Source organism: uncultured Streptococcus sp. (assembly GCF_963525625.1).
In the GTDB taxonomy this organism is placed as follows: Bacteria; Bacillota; Bacilli; order Lactobacillales; family Streptococcaceae; genus Streptococcus.
This window is the reverse complement of sequence record NZ_CAURLD010000011.1, coordinates 25,638-41,920: the sequence shown is the minus strand read 5'-3', so window position 1 is coordinate 41,920 and position 16,283 is coordinate 25,638. Positions and strand designations below refer to the sequence as shown.

The 16,283-nt window shown below is 41.7% G+C and carries 15 protein-coding genes; 9 read left to right on the top strand and 6 right to left on the bottom strand.

All coding sequences use genetic code 11. The annotated features are described in order from the left end of the window. Positions 1-159: 159 nt before the first annotated feature. From RYK49_RS07450 to RYK49_RS07435, 4 genes are all read left to right on the top strand, one after another. Complete coding sequence (locus RYK49_RS07450; RefSeq protein WP_314830430.1) at positions 160-627, top strand: ABC transporter permease; 468 nt, start codon at positions 160-162, stop codon at positions 625-627. Between the two features lie 119 nt (positions 628-746). Then, on the top strand, positions 747-1,793 hold the full coding sequence (locus RYK49_RS07445; RefSeq protein WP_314830431.1) for a M42 family metallopeptidase: 1,047 nt from the start codon (positions 747-749) through the stop codon (positions 1,791-1,793). 92 nt (positions 1,794-1,885) lie between these two features. Continuing rightward, positions 1,886-3,001, top strand: coding sequence for a glycosyltransferase (locus RYK49_RS07440; protein WP_314830432.1), 1,116 nt, complete (start codon positions 1,886-1,888; stop codon positions 2,999-3,001). A gap of 12 nt (positions 3,002-3,013) precedes the next feature. After that, positions 3,014-5,908, top strand: coding sequence for a MucBP domain-containing protein (locus RYK49_RS07435; protein WP_314830433.1), 2,895 nt, complete (start codon positions 3,014-3,016; stop codon positions 5,906-5,908). A 45-nt stretch (positions 5,909-5,953) separates the two neighbouring features. On the opposite strand, the gene RYK49_RS07430 is transcribed toward RYK49_RS07435, so the two are convergent. After that, positions 5,954-7,420: an alpha-amylase gene (locus tag RYK49_RS07430; protein ID WP_314830434.1), complete on the bottom strand. Its 1,467-nt coding sequence runs from the start codon at positions 7,418-7,420 to the stop codon at positions 5,954-5,956. A gap of 195 nt (positions 7,421-7,615) precedes the next feature. On the opposite strand from RYK49_RS07430, the gene RYK49_RS07425 reads away from it, so the two are divergent. Together RYK49_RS07425 and RYK49_RS07420 are read left to right on the top strand one after the other, a co-directional pair. Further along, the gene (locus RYK49_RS07425) at positions 7,616-8,359 is read left to right on the top strand and encodes an ABC transporter ATP-binding protein (protein WP_002915365.1); all 744 of its coding nucleotides are present in this window, start codon (positions 7,616-7,618) and stop codon (positions 8,357-8,359) included. Continuing rightward, entirely contained in the window at positions 8,349-9,986 is a 1,638-nt protein-coding gene (locus RYK49_RS07420; protein WP_314830435.1) for a hypothetical protein, read from the top strand. The genes RYK49_RS07425 and RYK49_RS07420 overlap by 11 nt, the downstream gene beginning before the upstream one ends. Before the next feature lie 82 nt (positions 9,987-10,068). On the opposite strand, the gene RYK49_RS07415 is transcribed toward RYK49_RS07420, so the two are convergent. Beyond that, the gene (locus tag RYK49_RS07415) at positions 10,069-10,842 is read right to left on the bottom strand and encodes an XRE family transcriptional regulator (protein WP_314830436.1); all 774 of its coding nucleotides are present in this window, start codon (positions 10,840-10,842) and stop codon (positions 10,069-10,071) included. 104 nt (positions 10,843-10,946) lie between these two features. After that, positions 10,947-11,789, bottom strand: coding sequence for a DegV family protein (locus tag RYK49_RS07410; protein ID WP_314830437.1), 843 nt, complete (start codon positions 11,787-11,789; stop codon positions 10,947-10,949). 134 nt (positions 11,790-11,923) lie between these two features. Here RYK49_RS07410 and RYK49_RS07405 point away from each other — a divergent pair, with 134 nt between their 5' ends. Further along, positions 11,924-12,499 carry a TetR/AcrR family transcriptional regulator gene (locus tag RYK49_RS07405; RefSeq protein WP_002895666.1) on the top strand — a complete coding sequence of 192 codons (576 nt, stop codon included), beginning with the start codon at positions 11,924-11,926 and terminating at the stop codon, positions 12,497-12,499. A gap of 14 nt (positions 12,500-12,513) precedes the next feature. On the opposite strand, the gene RYK49_RS07400 is transcribed toward RYK49_RS07405, so the two are convergent. From RYK49_RS07400 to coaA, 3 genes are all read right to left on the bottom strand, one after another. Further along, entirely contained in the window at positions 12,514-13,035 is a 522-nt protein-coding gene (locus RYK49_RS07400) for a DNA topology modulation protein (protein WP_314830438.1), read from the bottom strand. A gap of 57 nt (positions 13,036-13,092) precedes the next feature. Beyond that, positions 13,093-13,329 (bottom strand): 30S ribosomal protein S20, encoded by a 237-nt coding sequence (gene rpsT, locus RYK49_RS07395; RefSeq protein WP_002895661.1) that lies wholly within the window; start codon positions 13,327-13,329, stop codon positions 13,093-13,095. 70 nt (positions 13,330-13,399) lie between these two features. Next, positions 13,400-14,320: a type I pantothenate kinase gene (coaA, locus tag RYK49_RS07390; protein WP_002895656.1), complete on the bottom strand. Its 921-nt coding sequence runs from the start codon at positions 14,318-14,320 to the stop codon at positions 13,400-13,402. 94 nt (positions 14,321-14,414) lie between these two features. Here coaA and RYK49_RS07385 point away from each other — a divergent pair, with 94 nt between their 5' ends. Both RYK49_RS07385 and RYK49_RS07380 read left to right on the top strand, forming a co-directional pair. Next, complete coding sequence (locus RYK49_RS07385; protein WP_314865361.1) at positions 14,415-15,002, top strand: class I SAM-dependent methyltransferase; 588 nt, start codon at positions 14,415-14,417, stop codon at positions 15,000-15,002. A 1-nt stretch (position 15,003) separates the two neighbouring features. Further along, complete coding sequence (locus RYK49_RS07380) at positions 15,004-16,281, top strand: pyrimidine-nucleoside phosphorylase (RefSeq protein WP_314830440.1); 1,278 nt, start codon at positions 15,004-15,006, stop codon at positions 16,279-16,281. Positions 16,282-16,283: the final 2 nt, after the last annotated feature.

Sequence of the window (16,283 nt, the reverse complement as noted above, 5' to 3'; positions counted from 1 at the left end):
TAAAATAAGTAGTCATTTAAATGGCTGTTTTTACGGTGGCTAATATTTGCTAAGCTTGATTTTACAGTCAATGAATACTTTAAAATAAAAGTTAATTCTTGTTTTATAAAGAAGGTTTGTTATAATAAAATAAGAAAAAGTTTCTTTATTTAAAGGGAGATGTTGATGAAAAATAAGAAGTTTAGGGTGATTCTTTTTTTGCCCCTAGTTTTGTATCTGCTGGTGTATCAGTACGGTTATTTGGGAATTGAGCCAGAGCCGGGGGTTGCTTATGGTTATCTTTACCTTTTTCTTTTTTTAGTTCCTGTTGTCATTGCTTATTTTGTACTTGCTGTTATGAATTTTGCAACACTGATGGGGGAAGTTACTTTTTTATTCAAAGGACAGCTACTAGGGCATCTCTATCGGCTTTACTTTTCTATCTTTTTCTTTTCGATTTTGTTTTGCGGTCTTAATTATTATCAGTTGATAGCTCCATATGGCCCTCAGATGAAAATTAGTGCTGGAGAAGCTTATAATCCCTTAGCACCTTATGCCATTCCTCTCTTGCTTTTTCTCTTAGGATTGTTGGGCAATCTTTTCTTTTGGGAGTTGGAAAAGAATGGAGTTCAGGAGGAGAAAGAGTAGAGGTACGGCGATAGTAATTGAGGTTTCAAAATTTCTCAAAATCATTAAAAGCCTGCTGAAAATCTATTTGCTCAGGCTTTCTTTGTGCTATAATAAAGAAAAACGATGAGGAGACATTCATGAATCAAACTGTTCAATATTTACAAGAATTAACGGCTATTCCTTCCCCAACGGGTTTTACGGCTGAGGTGGCGGACTATTTGGTACACACGTTGGAGGGATTGGGCTATGAGCCTGTTCGGACCAATAAAGGCGGCGTTCATGTTGTAGTTAAGGGGGAAAATGACGCCCAGCATCGGGTAGTGACTGCCCATGTGGATACTCTGGGGGCTATTGTTCGGGCTATTAAGTCTGACGGTCGTCTCAAGCTGGATCGGATTGGCGGTTTCCCTTGGAACATGATTGAAGGAGAAAACTGTCTGGTCCATATGGCCAGCAGTGGCAAGACTATCAGCGGGACTATCTTAGTTCACCAGACCTCCTGCCATGTCTATAAAGATGCTGGAACGGTTGAGCGGACTCAGGACAATATGGAAGTCCGTTTGGATGAAAAGGTGACGAGTGAGAAAGAAACGCGGGATTTAGGAATCGAAGTCGGAGATTTTATTTCCTTTGATCCGCGAACCACAGTTACCAAGTCAGGCTTCATCAAGTCCCGCTTTCTGGACGACAAGGTCAGCGCAGCTATTTTGCTCAATCTTTTGCGCGTTTATAAAGAGGAAAATATTCAGCTACCAGTGACGACGCATTTTGCTTTCAGTGTCTTTGAAGAGGTTGGTCATGGGGCTAATTCCAGCCTGCCAGCGCAAGCGGTGGAGTATTTGGCGGTTGATATGGGGGCTATGGGTGACGACCAGCAGACAGATGAGTATACGGTTTCCATCTGTGTCAAGGATGCATCAGGACCTTATCACTATGGCTTCCGCCAGCATTTGGTAAATTTGTCCAAGGAGCAAGACATTCCTTACAAACTGGACATCTATCCATTTTACGGATCAGACGCCTCTGCAGCCATGAGTGCAGGAGCAGAAGTCAAGCATGCCCTGTTAGGCGCTGGCATCGAATCTAGTCACTCTTATGAGCGTACCCATATCGATTCGGTTGTCGAAACAGAGCGTATGGTGGATGCTTATCTAAGGAGTGGCTTGGTTGAACAAAAAAGGTAATTTTGTCTAAAATTATTGCTCAAATTATTGGTATAATTCTTAAAAATATGTTATGTTCGTATATAGAATTACTTTAGGTTAAAAGGGAGAAAATGAAAGTAGTTTGTGTGGATTCTTGTATCCGTTCTAGAGCGTTTGGGATTGACATAGCCCTCCGCAATCGATTTGAACTTTTTGAAGAAATGAAAGTTCCTTATGAATTGTGGGTTTCTGAAGCGGATACAGATATATATACTAACGCCTCTTCTAGGCAGCTTGTGTTGTACAGTTATGAAGCCTTGGGAATTGATAGGAGTAAAATTCGTTTTCTAGGCTTAGAATTAGCTGGCAGGAGTCTGCAGGAGTTTGCTGAGGAAGAGCTTGAGCCAGAAGACTGGCTGATGATGGAACGTCTGGATATTCCAGAAAATATTCTCTTGAGACGTGGACAAGATTTTCATGTAGCGCGCGTCCTTCATCAGGATCATATGATTGCCCTCGGACAAGAGTTAAATAAAAAGGTGATGGGCTGGCTGGATCAGGATGTTTTAGATTGTTTGATTTTGGTTGGGGAAGGGCAAGAGGCTTATCTGCCTCAAAAGATGAGGGATAAGGCCCTCTTTATTCCAACAACCTATGCAGATCAAGTGGTCCAATCTCCAAGAAAGAGAGTCTTTGATCCTAAGGAGATTCGCCTGGTGACAGTCAGTCGTTTGTCTGAGGAGAAAAATGTTCTCTTATTGCTGAAAATCATGGCTTTGCTGAAATTTAAAGGGTATGAGCAATTTAGATTAGATATCTATGGAGATGGTCCAGATATGGTCATGCTGCAAGATGTAGTTCAGCTCAATGATTTGGAAGACATAGTTCATTTTAAGGGTTATCAGTCTCAGGTACCTTATCAAGCTTATGATGTTTATATCAGCACCTCCTTATCGGAAGCCTTTGCGACATCACTCTATGAGGCTTTGGTCAATGGCTTGCCTCTGATAGGTCTGGATGTCCGTTATGCCAATCGCGCTTATATTAAGCATGGAGAGAATGGCTGGCTGATACCGCAAAATGACGCTAATCAATATATTGCACATCTGGAGCAGTTTAGCCAATTTGGAGAAAAAGAATGGAGGGGATTTTCGGCAAGATCCAAAGAACTTGCCAATCGTTATAACAAAGAATTACTAGTCAATCTATGGGAAAAAGTTTTTAAATTGTCTAAAATGGGAGATTAAAAGGAGAAGAATATGAAAAAGACTTTAGGGAAAAAAGTAGAAATGGGAATGAAATTAGTCCCAATTCCTCTGTCTTTACTGCTTGCTGGGACAATAGCAGTGACTGTACAAGCAGATGAGGTAAGTAGTGAAACAGAGGGGAATCAAGTCCAGAATAATCAAGCCACACCTCCTATCAATCAAGAATTGCCAAATGATGGGACAATCAAAAATACACCAGCAGAGGGAACTTCTGGTCTGACTATCTCAGAAGAAGGAGAGAAGGGGGCAGCCCAAGTCACGCCTGAAATCAAACAGTTAGCTCAAGAATTTTATGACTATCATACTAAGGAAAGTAGCTTTGAAATAACTAAGGCTGCAACCTTAACTTCCGTTATGCCTGAGATGCAGTCAAAGGAGCAAATAGAAGAAGAAGCTAAAAAGTATGATCGTGCTTATGCTATCCGTAAGATAGATGGTGTCTTTAAATATATTGATTTAAAACAAGTAGAAAATTTAAATCTAGTTAGAGATGAGGATTTTAGGGATGTAGGTTCTCGAGTGGCAACACTTATCCAAAATGATACGGCCCTCTTCTTTTTGAATAAGTGGGAGTCTATATTTAATCCAAATCCAACACCTGAAGAAGTAGCGAAGATACCAAAAGCTATTATTCCACGCTCCGAATTGGATCTGACAGTTGATGAATCTATTCCAAAAAGAGTGTTTTTGAGAACAGCGTATACTCCACATGAATGGCGTGGAGAATGGCATGGTTGGAAAACCTATGAAGAGGCTTTTTCTAGAAAATATCTGCCTTCGTCAGATCGTAGGATATTATCTATGAAAGAGATAAGACAGATATATTCTAAAAATCCTGATATGGTCCGAGTTGAAGCGTATCCTATTGAAAGGAAATTATCTGAAAGAGGACCTATAAATCCGTACTTTCAGAGAATTGTGATTAATCAAAAGGAGCTCGAATTTTTTTCCACGCGTTTCCATAATAGGGATATAAAGAATGGAGTGTTTGATACACGAGATACGGATTCCTTAGAGTTTGGTTATAGAGATCCAAATGAACCGTGGAGACAACAAAATTATCGTTTCAATGAGTCTCAAATTGGTAGAATTTTTAAACTACAAGAAGGGATGGGATTAGAAAAATATAACAACCTAGTGTATATCGACTGGCTGGGGAATAATCCGACAGTAACGGAGCCTTGGTTTGGTGAAAACAATATTAAAACCTTCCACTACAAACTGTATCTGATGAAACCTGGTGATAAGACTCGCTACTATATCGATCGGGACTATATGATTCAAATTGAGGGTATACATCATTTAAATGAGACGCCTGATGGTGGACTTAAAATTGTTGAATCAACTCTTTACAAGGGAGGGCTGACAACACTTGGCTTAAAAATTGACCAAAAGTTCATAGATACAGCTTTTAGATCTGTCAAAGCTGATGGCTTCGTCTTTAAAGTTTCGGATGTTAAGAAGGTTTATGCGAGTGACACGGAACCGGGCAAGGTTCTTGTCCGTTACCAAGACGAGCAGGGTCATGCTATTGCTAACCCTATTACGGATGAGCAACCAGGTAAGACTAGATACACAGTCAGCCCTAAACCTCTTATTTCCCATAAGAATCAGCTCTATACTTATAAATCTCGACTAACTGCCTATGATGCTGAATCGGGAGAGTACGAAGCAAGAAGAACCAAAGAGATCATCTATAAATATGAACTCAATCAGTTCCAACTTCCAAATGATGCTCCAAGCGAAGAGCGTCCAGTCATGGAAATGACTCGCTTTGTAGATGAATCAGGTCAAGAATTATCAGATCCAGAGCGCGGTTTAGTAGCTTCTAAGACTATCGCTGGCTATGACTATCAGTCCAGCAGTGACGAGGACAGTATTCGCACCCATGTCTATCGCGCAAGTGTGCATGAAGTACCGTCAGACTCTCCAAGTGAAGACAAGCCAGTCATGGAAATGACCCGCTTTGTAGATGAAACAGGTCAAGAATTATCATCTCCTGAGCAAGGTTTGGTGGCATCTAAGCGTATTTCTGGCTATGACTTTCAGTCTAGTACTGATGAGGACGGCATCCGTACTCATCTCTATCGCACCATTGTACATGAAGTACCGACAGACGCTCCACGAGAAGAGAAACCAGTTTTAGAAATGACTCGTTTTGTAGATGAAACTGGTCAAGAGTTATCAGATCCTGAGCGCGGTTTGGTGGCATCTAAGAATATCGCTGGCTTTGACTTCCAGTCTAGTACTGATGAGGAGGGCATTCGCACCCATGTCTATCGCGCCAGTGTGCACGAAGTACCGACAGATGCACCAAGTGAAGAGCGCCCAATCATGGAAATGACTCGCTTTGTAGATGAAAATGGTCAAGAGCTGTCAGATCCTGAACGTGGTTTGGTAGCTGCTAAGAGTATTGCTGGCTATGACTTCCAATCCAGCAGTGACGAGGACGGCATTCGCACGCATGTCTATCGTGCCAGCGTGCATGAAGTGCCGACAGACGCTCCGATTGAGGACAAGCCATCTATCGAAATCACTCGCTTTGTAGACATAGAAGGAAGACCTTTAGCAGCAGCTGAATTCGGTTTGCTTGATGCTAAGACAATTGAGGAGTATGGATTCGTTTCTGTATCAGATGCCAATGGCGTTCGCACTTATGTTTACAAGCCAAAAACGAACACTCAAACACCTTTGGGAACAGAAACTTCTGAGCAGAAGAGTCTTGTAAGGGTTAAAAACTCTGAGACTAGTCCGGTTCTATCTCGAGTGTCCAAACATCAATTACCAAATACTGGAAACACAAATTCATCATTCTTGGGAGCAGCAATTATCAGCCTTTTGGCTTCCGTTGGCTTACTACATTCCAAGAAAGAACGAAAAAAATAAGGCCAATTCGGTCTTATTTTTCTTTTTCCATATGTTTTCTGTGACTTATCTGACACTCCAGACACTAACTGATTTTTCCTCCACAGGAAATTCTCCCCAGCCTTGGTCGTCAACGGTTACGATTTGGGAGCTGTTGCCTAGATAGTCGCTGAATTCTTTGCCAGCCCATTCCGGACCGACCAGCATGGATTTGCTGGCTGCTTGGCCATTGCTGATAAGGACAGCGATTGGCTGACCATCGTCCATACCTTGGCGGGTCCAGCCGATACAGTTGGCATCGTCAAAGTAGTCGGTCTGCTCACCATAGGCAAGATTGAGGCGGATGTCTAGGAGTTTATCCAGTAGCTCTTGAAAGCTCTCTTGGGCAAATTCTCCGCTAATGCCATAGTAGTCTCCGTAAAATACGCATGGCAATCCAGCTTCTCTTAGAAGTATGAGAGCATAAGCGGCAGGCTTGAACCATTCTTCAATTGTAGACTCCAGGGCCTGCCCTCTCTGAGTATCGTGGTTGTCCACAAAGGTTACAGCTGATTCAGGATGATTCTTTGCAAGTGTCTGGTCAAAAATAGTTCGCAGGTCATAGTCTGCTCCAGATTTGCTGGCATCAAATAAATTATGATGAAGTTTAACATCGACTAGGTCAAAGCGGTAGTCAATATTTTCTAGATAATCGTTATTGGCCTTCTCATCGCTATTCCAAAATTCCCCAAAGACATAGAAATCTTCACCGTATTTTTCAGTAATATCGCGGATGAAATTCTTCATAAAGAAAGAATCAATGTGCTTAACAGCATCTAAGCGAAAGCCATGTACACCAGTGCTTTCAATGAACCAATGAGCCCAGTCGTAGAGATTTTGGATGACTTCGGGGTGCTTGAAATCAATATCCGCATACATGAGATAGTCGTAGTTGCCGTTCTCATTGTCTACTAGCTCATCATCTGCCCAACCTTTATTGTCCCCTTGAATGAGGAAAATGCCAGACTTGTTGTTTTTGGCATCATAGTCAGTGCCGGTGAAGTGGTACCAGTGCCATTCGAAGTCATTGTAGGTTTTATTGCGGCCTGGGAAGACAAACTTAGTCCAGCCTTTAATCTCGAAAGGTTCAGACAAGACCTTTGTGCGGTCATTTGGATCAACTTCAACAACGGTAAAGCGCTCTTTATAGTCAGCTGCGGCCTTGTGATTGAGAACCACATCAGCAATAGCTTCGATACCGTTCTGGCTAAGTGCTTCAATCGCTCGGAGGTATTCTTCTTTCAATCCATACTTTGTGCGGACGGTCCCTTTTTGGTCGAATTCTCCTAAATCAAAAAGGTCATAAACGCCATAGCCGACGTCATTAGAGCCTGTTCCTTTGAAAGCTGGCGGCATCCAGACTTTGCGAATTCCTTTCGCTGCTAAGTTTGGTGCATCTTCCGCTAAGCGATTCCAATGCTGACCGTCATCTGGCAGATACCATTCAAAATACTGCATTAAGGTTTGGTTTTCCATATAAATTTTCCTCTTCATTCTCACTGATTGGCTTTATTGTACCAAAAGAAGCAGAAAGGCGCAATCGTTTGCGTCTTTCACTATCATAAACACTTAACTCTTTTATATTTTGAAAAATCTTTTTAAAATTGAAAATGAAACATTTTTAGCTGAGACAAAAAGCCGCAAAAAGAGTATACTAATCTGTATAGAAATCGGTAAAGGAGCTCTCTTATGATTGAATTTAAAGATGTCACTAAAGTTTATGAAGGAACGGTAGCTCTCAATCAGCTGAATCTGACCTTGCAAAGCGGAGAAATCGTCGGTCTGATTGGTCACAATGGCGCTGGAAAATCTACTACCATTAAGTCCTTGGTCAGCGTCATCAATCCTAGCAGTGGACAGATTTTTGTAGATGGGAAAGAATTATCTGCTAATCGCTTGGAAATCAAGAAAAAAATCGGCTATGTAGCTGATTCACCAGATCTATTTTTGCGCCTAACTGCCAATGAGTTCTGGGAACTGGTAGCGACTTCTTACGATATGACAAATGCAGAAGTAGAAGAGCGGTTGGGAAATCTGCTACATATTTTTGACTTTGGTTCCCATCGGTATGAAGTTATTGATTCATTCTCACATGGTATGAGGCAAAAAGTCTTCGTCATAGCGGCGCTTTTGTCTGATCCGGATATTTGGGTTCTGGATGAGCCGCTGACCGGTCTTGATCCGCAGGCAGCTTTTGACCTCAAGCAGATGATGCGGGAGCATGCGGATAAAGGAAATACAGTTCTCTTTTCTACCCATGTCTTGGAAGTTGCAGAGCAGCTCTGTGATAAGGTGGCTATTCTCAAAAAAGGGAAATTGATTTTCTACGGAACGATTGAAGAACTAAAAGGCCAACATCCAGAACAGTCTCTTGAAACCATTTATCTTGGTCTGGCAGGCCGTAGAGAAGAGGTGAGTCCTGATGCGCATTAAAGCTATAAAAAAACTCGTTGATATCAACATCCTCTACGCCATTCAGCCGTCTCAGCTGCAGCAGTACCGCAAGATGCAAGCTAAGAATCCTGAGCGCAAGGTAAATGTATCGCTGAAGGCTATCCGCATGTATCTGATCTTAGGACTGGTCTATCTCTTTCTTTTCGGTTTGATGGGTTCCCTGAACCAACTGGTTGGCAATCCTGGTCTCTTTGCCAATTTGGTTTCCGCTTTTGCTCTCTTTTCTATGTCTCAGGGCTTTCTGGTTTTTTACAATGTCTTTTATGAAAGCAAGGACTTGCAGTCTTATCGTCCCTATGCTTTTAGCGAAGCAGAAATCATTGTCGGTAAAAGCATTTCAGTTATTCTGACCTTGCTGATTGCCATTCTGCCTATGTTCAGTTATTTCTTGGTTTTGGCTTTTCAAGGTGGTAATCCTTTCTTGGGGCTGCCCTTGGCTCTGCTTGCTATTCTGATTTTAAGTTCAGTTATCACCTTTCTGATTTTGATTGCCGTCCACTTTATTACCAAGACAGCCTTTTTCCGAAAGTACAAGACCATCCTGTCCAATGTCATTCTGGCTCTTGTTTCCGTTGGCTCCTTTTTCCTCTATTTTATGATTAATCAAATGAACAGCAGAAGCGTCATAAATCGTACAGAGGTTAAAGCTTTCTTCCCGCCAGTTCAAGCCTTTTATGATTTTATTCTTCATCCTTTTCATACAGCTTCCTTGCTGGGATTTTTGGGCTGGGTGGCAGTTGCAGCTCTTCTATTTTTCATCGTAAAGACCAAGGTGATTCCAGAGTTTTATGAGGCAGCTCTCATGACGGGTTCTTCAGTAGGAAAGCGGGAGCGCGTGCATGATATCAATATTGCGGAAGCAAAAAATCTCAAAAAGTTTGTCTGGCGCTACAATATCAGGCTCTTGAGCGAGGGTTCTGTCATTATGCAGGCCATCTTTATGTCGGCCTTTCTCCCTTACATTGTCATTTTCAGTATGGGAATGGGGATGATACAAGGAGGCCTGTCTTTGACTTCTTATCTGGGACCACGTTTCCTCTTGCCAATGATGGCTCTGGCTGTTTTGATTGCAACACTAAACTCAGGTGGCAGCAACCTTACGGCTATTGGGATTTCTCTGGAAAGGGAAAATTTTGATTATCTCAAGGTTCTCCCCTTTGATTTGAAGCAGTATATTCATCTGAAGTTTTGGCAGCTCTTTGCCGTCCAGTCTATCCTGCCTTTGACCTTGCTCTTGATAACCAGCCTTGTTTCCGGTATGCATCCAATGACTTTCTTGGGCATGGTGATTGTTTGGGCCTTGATTAGTCTAATGTGGAGTTCTTGGGGTTACTACCGAGACTATAAGCATCTGGTGACCAATTGGTCCAATGTCACAGAATTGATGAGCCGAGATAACAATATGGTGAAAACTCTCTTAGCCATCGCTCTGATTTTAGGAATGTTGATTGTCATTACTCTTCTCTTCTTTATATCCAATGTTCTTGCGCCCCTGGTAATTTATGTGATAGTCGCTCTAGTTTTAGCAGGCTTAGCTGTGTTGTCTTACATAGTCCACAAACACTACATGAAAAAGCTGAATGAAGAGTTAGCAGTATTTTATTAAAAGAGCATCAGGAAGTCGAAAGACTTTCTGATTTTTTGACTGATAATCATAAAAATAACAGCTCTGTACATTTGCAGAGCTGTTATTTGTTTTTCTTTATTTTTTCTACATCCAGTGGCATAAAAGTCGCCATAACTCGACCGATGAGCTTAGGCTCTTCCTCATGCGGGATAAACTTATCGCTGTATTTTTTATTAAGGGAAATTAAGCGAATTCCTGTTGGATCATTGAAAACCCTTTTAATAATGGTTTGGCCGTCATAGTCAATAGCATAGATAGCACCGGCAAGCTCAAAATGAGTCTGCTTGATTAGGGCTACAGAGTCTCTCGGATACTTGGGCTCCAGAGAGTCTGTTCGTACCCAAAGAGCAATATCGTAGTCAATTTCTCTGTCCAGCCAGACCAAATCAGCCTGTTCTGGTTTATGCTGAGAGAGATAGTAGTTTTCATGGACCAAGTAGGGGAAGTAATCTTCTTGTAAGCTAGCTTCTGTTTTTTGCTCAGTCAGGCTAGCTTCCAGTAGCTTTAATCCTTTCTCCTGTCTGTCTTGGTCAAGTTGTTGATAAATACGATTTAAATCGGGGAATTGCTGAGGGATGTCAGCGATTAGTCGGTAACGAGGGTCGATTTCTTCAACCTCTACCTCAAAAAATCTTGCAATCTTTTCTAGATTGGCTGCGATAGGCAGAGATGTCCCTTTGATATAGCCAGTCAGTGTACTAGCAGGAATGCCTGTTTCACGAGATAGTTCGACTTGTTTTTTACATGTTTCCTTGAGAAGTTCTTTGAGCTTTTTAGAAATGAGAAGACTTGCTTCCTTATCTTGGGGGCTTGCGGCGCCTCTTCCTCTGGCCATAATATCAACTCCTTTACTTGGTTTTATTATAGCGAATTAAATCGAAAAAGTAAAGGGGTAGGTCAATTATCTTAGCCTAATCCTTTACTTTTTTAGATACCTTATTAAATTTCGTAGCCCATTAAGATTCCGCCTTCCTCAGCGTAGAAGCTGCAGAGACCTGAAGTTGGTATTGTTTCGATTTGAGCTTGGGGATACTTTTCTTGTATCAGCTGACTAAATTGCTGGCAGAACTTCTCGTTATTGCGGTGAGCGATGATGAGTCGGCCACCCTTGTAACCAGCTTTGAGTAGCTCTTCGATTGCAGAAGCAAGAGCCTTTTTCGAGCCGCGTGCCTTTTGCAGAAGCTCTAGCGTGCCAGTCTGGCTAGCTTCACCGACCATACGGATATTGAGCAAGCCGACAACGGTTCTCAGAAGTTTGCTAAGCCGGCCGTTTTTGACCAAGTTATCTACCTTTGCCAGAACGAAGAGAAGCTTGGTTTTCTCTTGATAGCGACTAATGACTTCAACAACTTCATCAAAGCTGAGATCTTGCTGAATGAGTTCATTGAGTTTAGTCACAAGTAAGTCCACCTCGCCGCCAGCAGAAAGACTATCAATGACATGAATCTGGGCATCAGGATGTTCTTCTAAAAAGATTTTCTTAGCAACCTGTGCACTATTATTACTTCCGGATAAAGTTCCAGTTATGGTCACGACAAAGATCTTGTCGGCTCCCTCAAAGCTTTTGAGATAGTCATCTGGACTAGGGCAGGCAGACTTTGAAGCAGCAGAAGAAGCATACATCTTCTCCATCATCAGGTCAATATCAAGCTGCTTATCATCTACAAAAATCTCATTTTCCACTTGAATGGTCAAGGGAACACTTTCAAACTGGGTGTCTTTGGCCAAGTGTGCCATTTCACGAAAGTCACAGCCAGAGTCAGCTATAATTTTCCAAGTCATATTTTTCTCCTTTTTTGTCAAGTATGTACAATAAAAAAATTGACAAAAAACCTGTCTTTTTTTACAATTATAACATGAAGAATGCTTACTAGAAAGCGGAAACTGTCAGCTGAGACAAGAGGGAAGAAATTGTTATGTCGGAAAAGAAAATATCGGAAAAATCACTCGCGAATTTAAAGAAATACAATCAGGAATCCAATCAAATCACGAGAGAGTCTCTGGAAATTTCTCTCATGCAGCTGTTGGAGAAGAAAGAACTCAAAAAAATCACGATTTCAGAGCTGGTTGAGCGAGCTGGAGTTTCCCGCGCTGCCTTTTACCGCAACTACAGCTCTAAGGAGCAGATTTTGGAAGAAATTTTCAAAAACACTGTTCAAGGTATTACGGATAAATTGGAAGAGTTTAACTTTAAAACTGAGATGTATCAGATTTGGCTTTTTCTTTTTAAGGAAGCCAAGAAAGAAGCTCGAGTTATCAGTCTAGCCATTGACTATAATTTTGAAAAGCTGCTGACTCAGGCCGTATTTGACTTTTTGGAAAAGCGCAATCGCAATGCTAAGAAAACGACTAATTCTTACATGAATTCCTTCTGGAGTTCGGCAGTTGTTTCCGTTCTTTCCAAGTGGATTAAAGACGGCATGAAGGTTCCAGCTGAAAAAATAGCTTCTTTAGGCCTACCTCTTTTCCCGCAGAAAAAGAAAATCAAATAAAAACAAGTGAGTCATTAGGACTCGCTTGTTTTTAGGTTCTGTAAGAAGCTGGTCAGTTCTTTTTGATTCCTTAATTCGTAGAATTTCTGAGGAAAAGTCTGTCGGATTCTCTTATATCTTGCCAGTGCTGTCCGACGTCGTCCTTTCCAAATAACCCAGCAGATAAACTCCCCGTCAAACTTTTCGGAGCAGCCGGGAGCCATGCTTTCTCTGGTCCGGTTACGGTATTTTAGATAGCGTTTGAAAGCTCGATAGAGGCAGTTCCAGCGAGAGAAGTTCAGAAAGATGATTTGGTCGGCTTCTGCCATCCGGCGTTCATAAAAACACCAAGAATAGTTGCCATCAATAATCCAGTCGGTATTTTTTGATAAAAAATTATCCATCTGTTCACTCATCCAATCACGGTCACTATCCTTCCATCCAGGTTGGAACTGCAATCTATCCATGTGAAGTTTGGGAATGGAGTAGTGGTGGGACAGTTGTGCTGCTAAAGTGGATTTGCCAGAACCGGAATAACCGATAATTGCTATTTTCATCCTTTTCTCCTTTGTGTGAGAAACAAAAAAAGCTCCTGAGAGCTCCCTTTGTATGCATTATTTAGCAAGTTTAGCTGAAAGGCGTGCTTTATCGCGGCTTGCTTTGTTTTTGTGGATCAAACCTTTTGTTTCTGCTTTATCGATAGCTGAGCTAGCAGCACGGAAAAGTTCTTCAGATGGGTTTGCTTCAAATGCTTTGATTGCAGTACGCATAGCTGACTTTTGAGCTGAGTTTTTTTCGTTATGTTTCACGTTCAATTCAGCGCGTTTGATAGCTGATTTAATGTTTGCCAAGTTCTTTCACCTCCATTGAAAATACTAACTATCTAATTATATATGAAAAGTTAGGATTTGACAAGCTTTTTTATTTTTTTAAGTAAATTTCATCAATTTCGTGATTTCCAGCTTTATGCAGGATAATTTCTGCCCGATTGCGGGTTGGCTCAATGTAGTCTAGCAGGTTGACAAGGTTAATGCTTTTCCAAACATTATGGGCGAAGGTTACTACTTCCTCTTCTGATTGAGTGGTGAAGCGGTGGTAGTAGTTTTTGGGGTCGTTTTCGGCCAGAGTCAGCATTTTTTTAAAGCGATCTAGATACCAGTTTTCGATATTTTCGACTTCTGCATCGACATAAATTGAAAAGTCAAAAAAGTCTGTCATATATAGGCGCTCGTTCTGAGGATTCTGGAAAACATTAATCCCTTCGACAATAACAAAGTCAGCAGCCTTTACCTCCTGCATTTCCTGGGGGACGATATCGTAAGTCTCATGCGAGTAGACTGGAATTTGGAAATCCTGACCGTTTTTTATACTATCCAGAAAGGAAAGAAGCAGCTCCATATTATAGCTTTCTGGAAAACCCTTACGATTTAAAATGCCATGATCTTCCAAGGTTTTATTCGGAAATAAAAAACCATCTGTGGTAACTAGCTCGACTGTCGCATTTGAAAAAGTCCGAGAAAGCAGAATCTGCAGCAAACGGCTGGTTGTGGATTTCCCAACGGCCACACTACCAGAAACTCCGATAATAAAAGGTTGTTTTCGGCTTTCCTTTTGTAGAAAAATCCCCTTGGAAAAAGCCAAGTCTTCCTTGGAACGCTTATAGATCTGAATGAGATTAGTCAAGGGTAAATAAATGTCCGTCACGTCTTGCAGGCTAATCTTATCATTGAAACTCTTGATAGAGTTAAGTTCAGCCTGAGTCAGGGGCGGAGTTGTTTTGCGGTGCAGGTTTTGCCATGTATGGCGGCTGATTTTTTCAAAGTGAAGAAATTCGTTAGTCATAAGTTACTCCTGTATGATGGACTTTAGTATAACATACTTTTTGGAGAAATGAAAACGATTTACAATTCTAGGAAAATTATGATAAAATGGTTGTATGACTAAAATGTATTTTGCAGAAAATCCTGATGCCAAACATGATATTCATGAATTAAATGTGGAACTGTTAGGACAGCGGCTGACTTTTTTGACAGATGCTGGTGTTTTCAGTAAAAAAATGATTGATTATGGCAGTCGGGTTCTTTTGTCTATCTTGGACTTTGAAGCTGGAGAACGGGTGCTGGATGTTGGCTGTGGTTATGGACCATTAGGTTTGACCTTAGCCAAAGCGTACGGAGTAGCTGCGACCATGGTAGATATCAACCAGCGGGCCTTGGAATTGGCTCAGAAGAATGCTGAGAGAAACCAGGTATCTGCTCATATCTTCCAGTCAAATGTTTATGAAAAGGTCAGTGGCTTTTTTGACCATATTATCAGTAATCCGCCTATTCGTGCTGGTAAGCAAGTCGTACACGAAGTCATCAGCGGAAGCTATGAGCATTTGACAGAAGGCGGTGATTTGACCCTTGTGATTCAGAAAAAGCAGGGAGCACCCAGTGCCAAGTCAAAGATGGAAGCTGTTTTTGGAAAATGTGAGATTGTCAAGAAGGACAAAGGCTACTATATCTTAAGGAGTGAAAAATAAGATGCGTGCAGTTGATATTATCCAAAAGAAGAGAGATGGTCTTGAGCTGACCAGTCAGGAAATCCAGTGGCTGATTGAGGGTTATGTGGACGGGACGGTTCCTGACTATCAGATGGCAGCCTTTGCAATGGCTGTCTATTTTAAGGGCATGACGACTCGGGAAATTTCGGATTTAACCATGACCATGGTTGGAACTGGAGAGCAGTTTGACTTGTCAGAAATCGCAGGTATAAAAGTAGACAAACATTCCACCGGCGGTGTTGGTGATAAAGTGACTCTGGTCTTGGTACCTTTGGTAGCTAGCTTCGGTGTTCCAGTTGCAAAAATGAGCGGCCGCGGGCTGGGCCATACTGGTGGAACCATTGATAAATTGGAATCCATTAAAGGATTTCAGGTAGAACGCAGTCAGGAAGACTTTATCAAGCAGGTGCGGGAAATCGGCTTGTCTGTAATCGGGCAGTCAGATCAGTTGGTGCTGGCAGATAAGCTACTTTATGCCTTGCGAGATGTAACAGCAACTGTTGATACAATTCCGCTGATAGCCAGCTCTGTCATGAGTAAGAAAATTGCTGCTGGTGCAGACAGTATACTTCTGGATGTGACTGTTGGTGAAGGCGCCTTTATGAAAAATATTGATGACGCTCGTGTACTAGCACGTACTATGGTAGATTTGGGCAAGGCTGTCGGAAGAAAAACAGTAGCTGTTCTGACAGATATGAGTCAGCCTTTGGGAACCAGCATCGGCAATCGTCTGGAAATCTTAGAAGCTTTGGATATCTTGCAGGGCAGGGGTCGTGAAGACATCACAACTTTCATTTGTGAGTTGGCTCAGATTATGCTCGGACTGGCAGATGTTGAGAAAACGGTGGAAGAAGTAAGAGAACAGCTGACCAACGGTGCTGCTTTGAAGAAATTTGAAGCTATGGTTGTAGCTCAAGGTGGTGACTTGGAAGATCTCTATCGTCCATCCAGTGCAGCTCATATTGTAGATGTGAAAGCAGAACAGGCAGGTTATATCACTGAACTGCCTGCTATGGAATTCGGCCTCTTTGCCATGAGACTTGGAGCAGGACGGGCAGTTAAATCTGACGACTTAGATTATGAAACAGGAATTGTTTTCGAAAAGAAAGTCGGAGACAGGGTCGAAATTGGAGAAGTTTTCGCAAAAATTTATTCAAATGAAAAAATTTCTCAAGAACTAGTTACAGAATTTCAAAAAAATGTTAAAATAGGTGATGAAAGCGTTGCAGTAAGCGAGATTATCGAGGTTATTGCTTAATT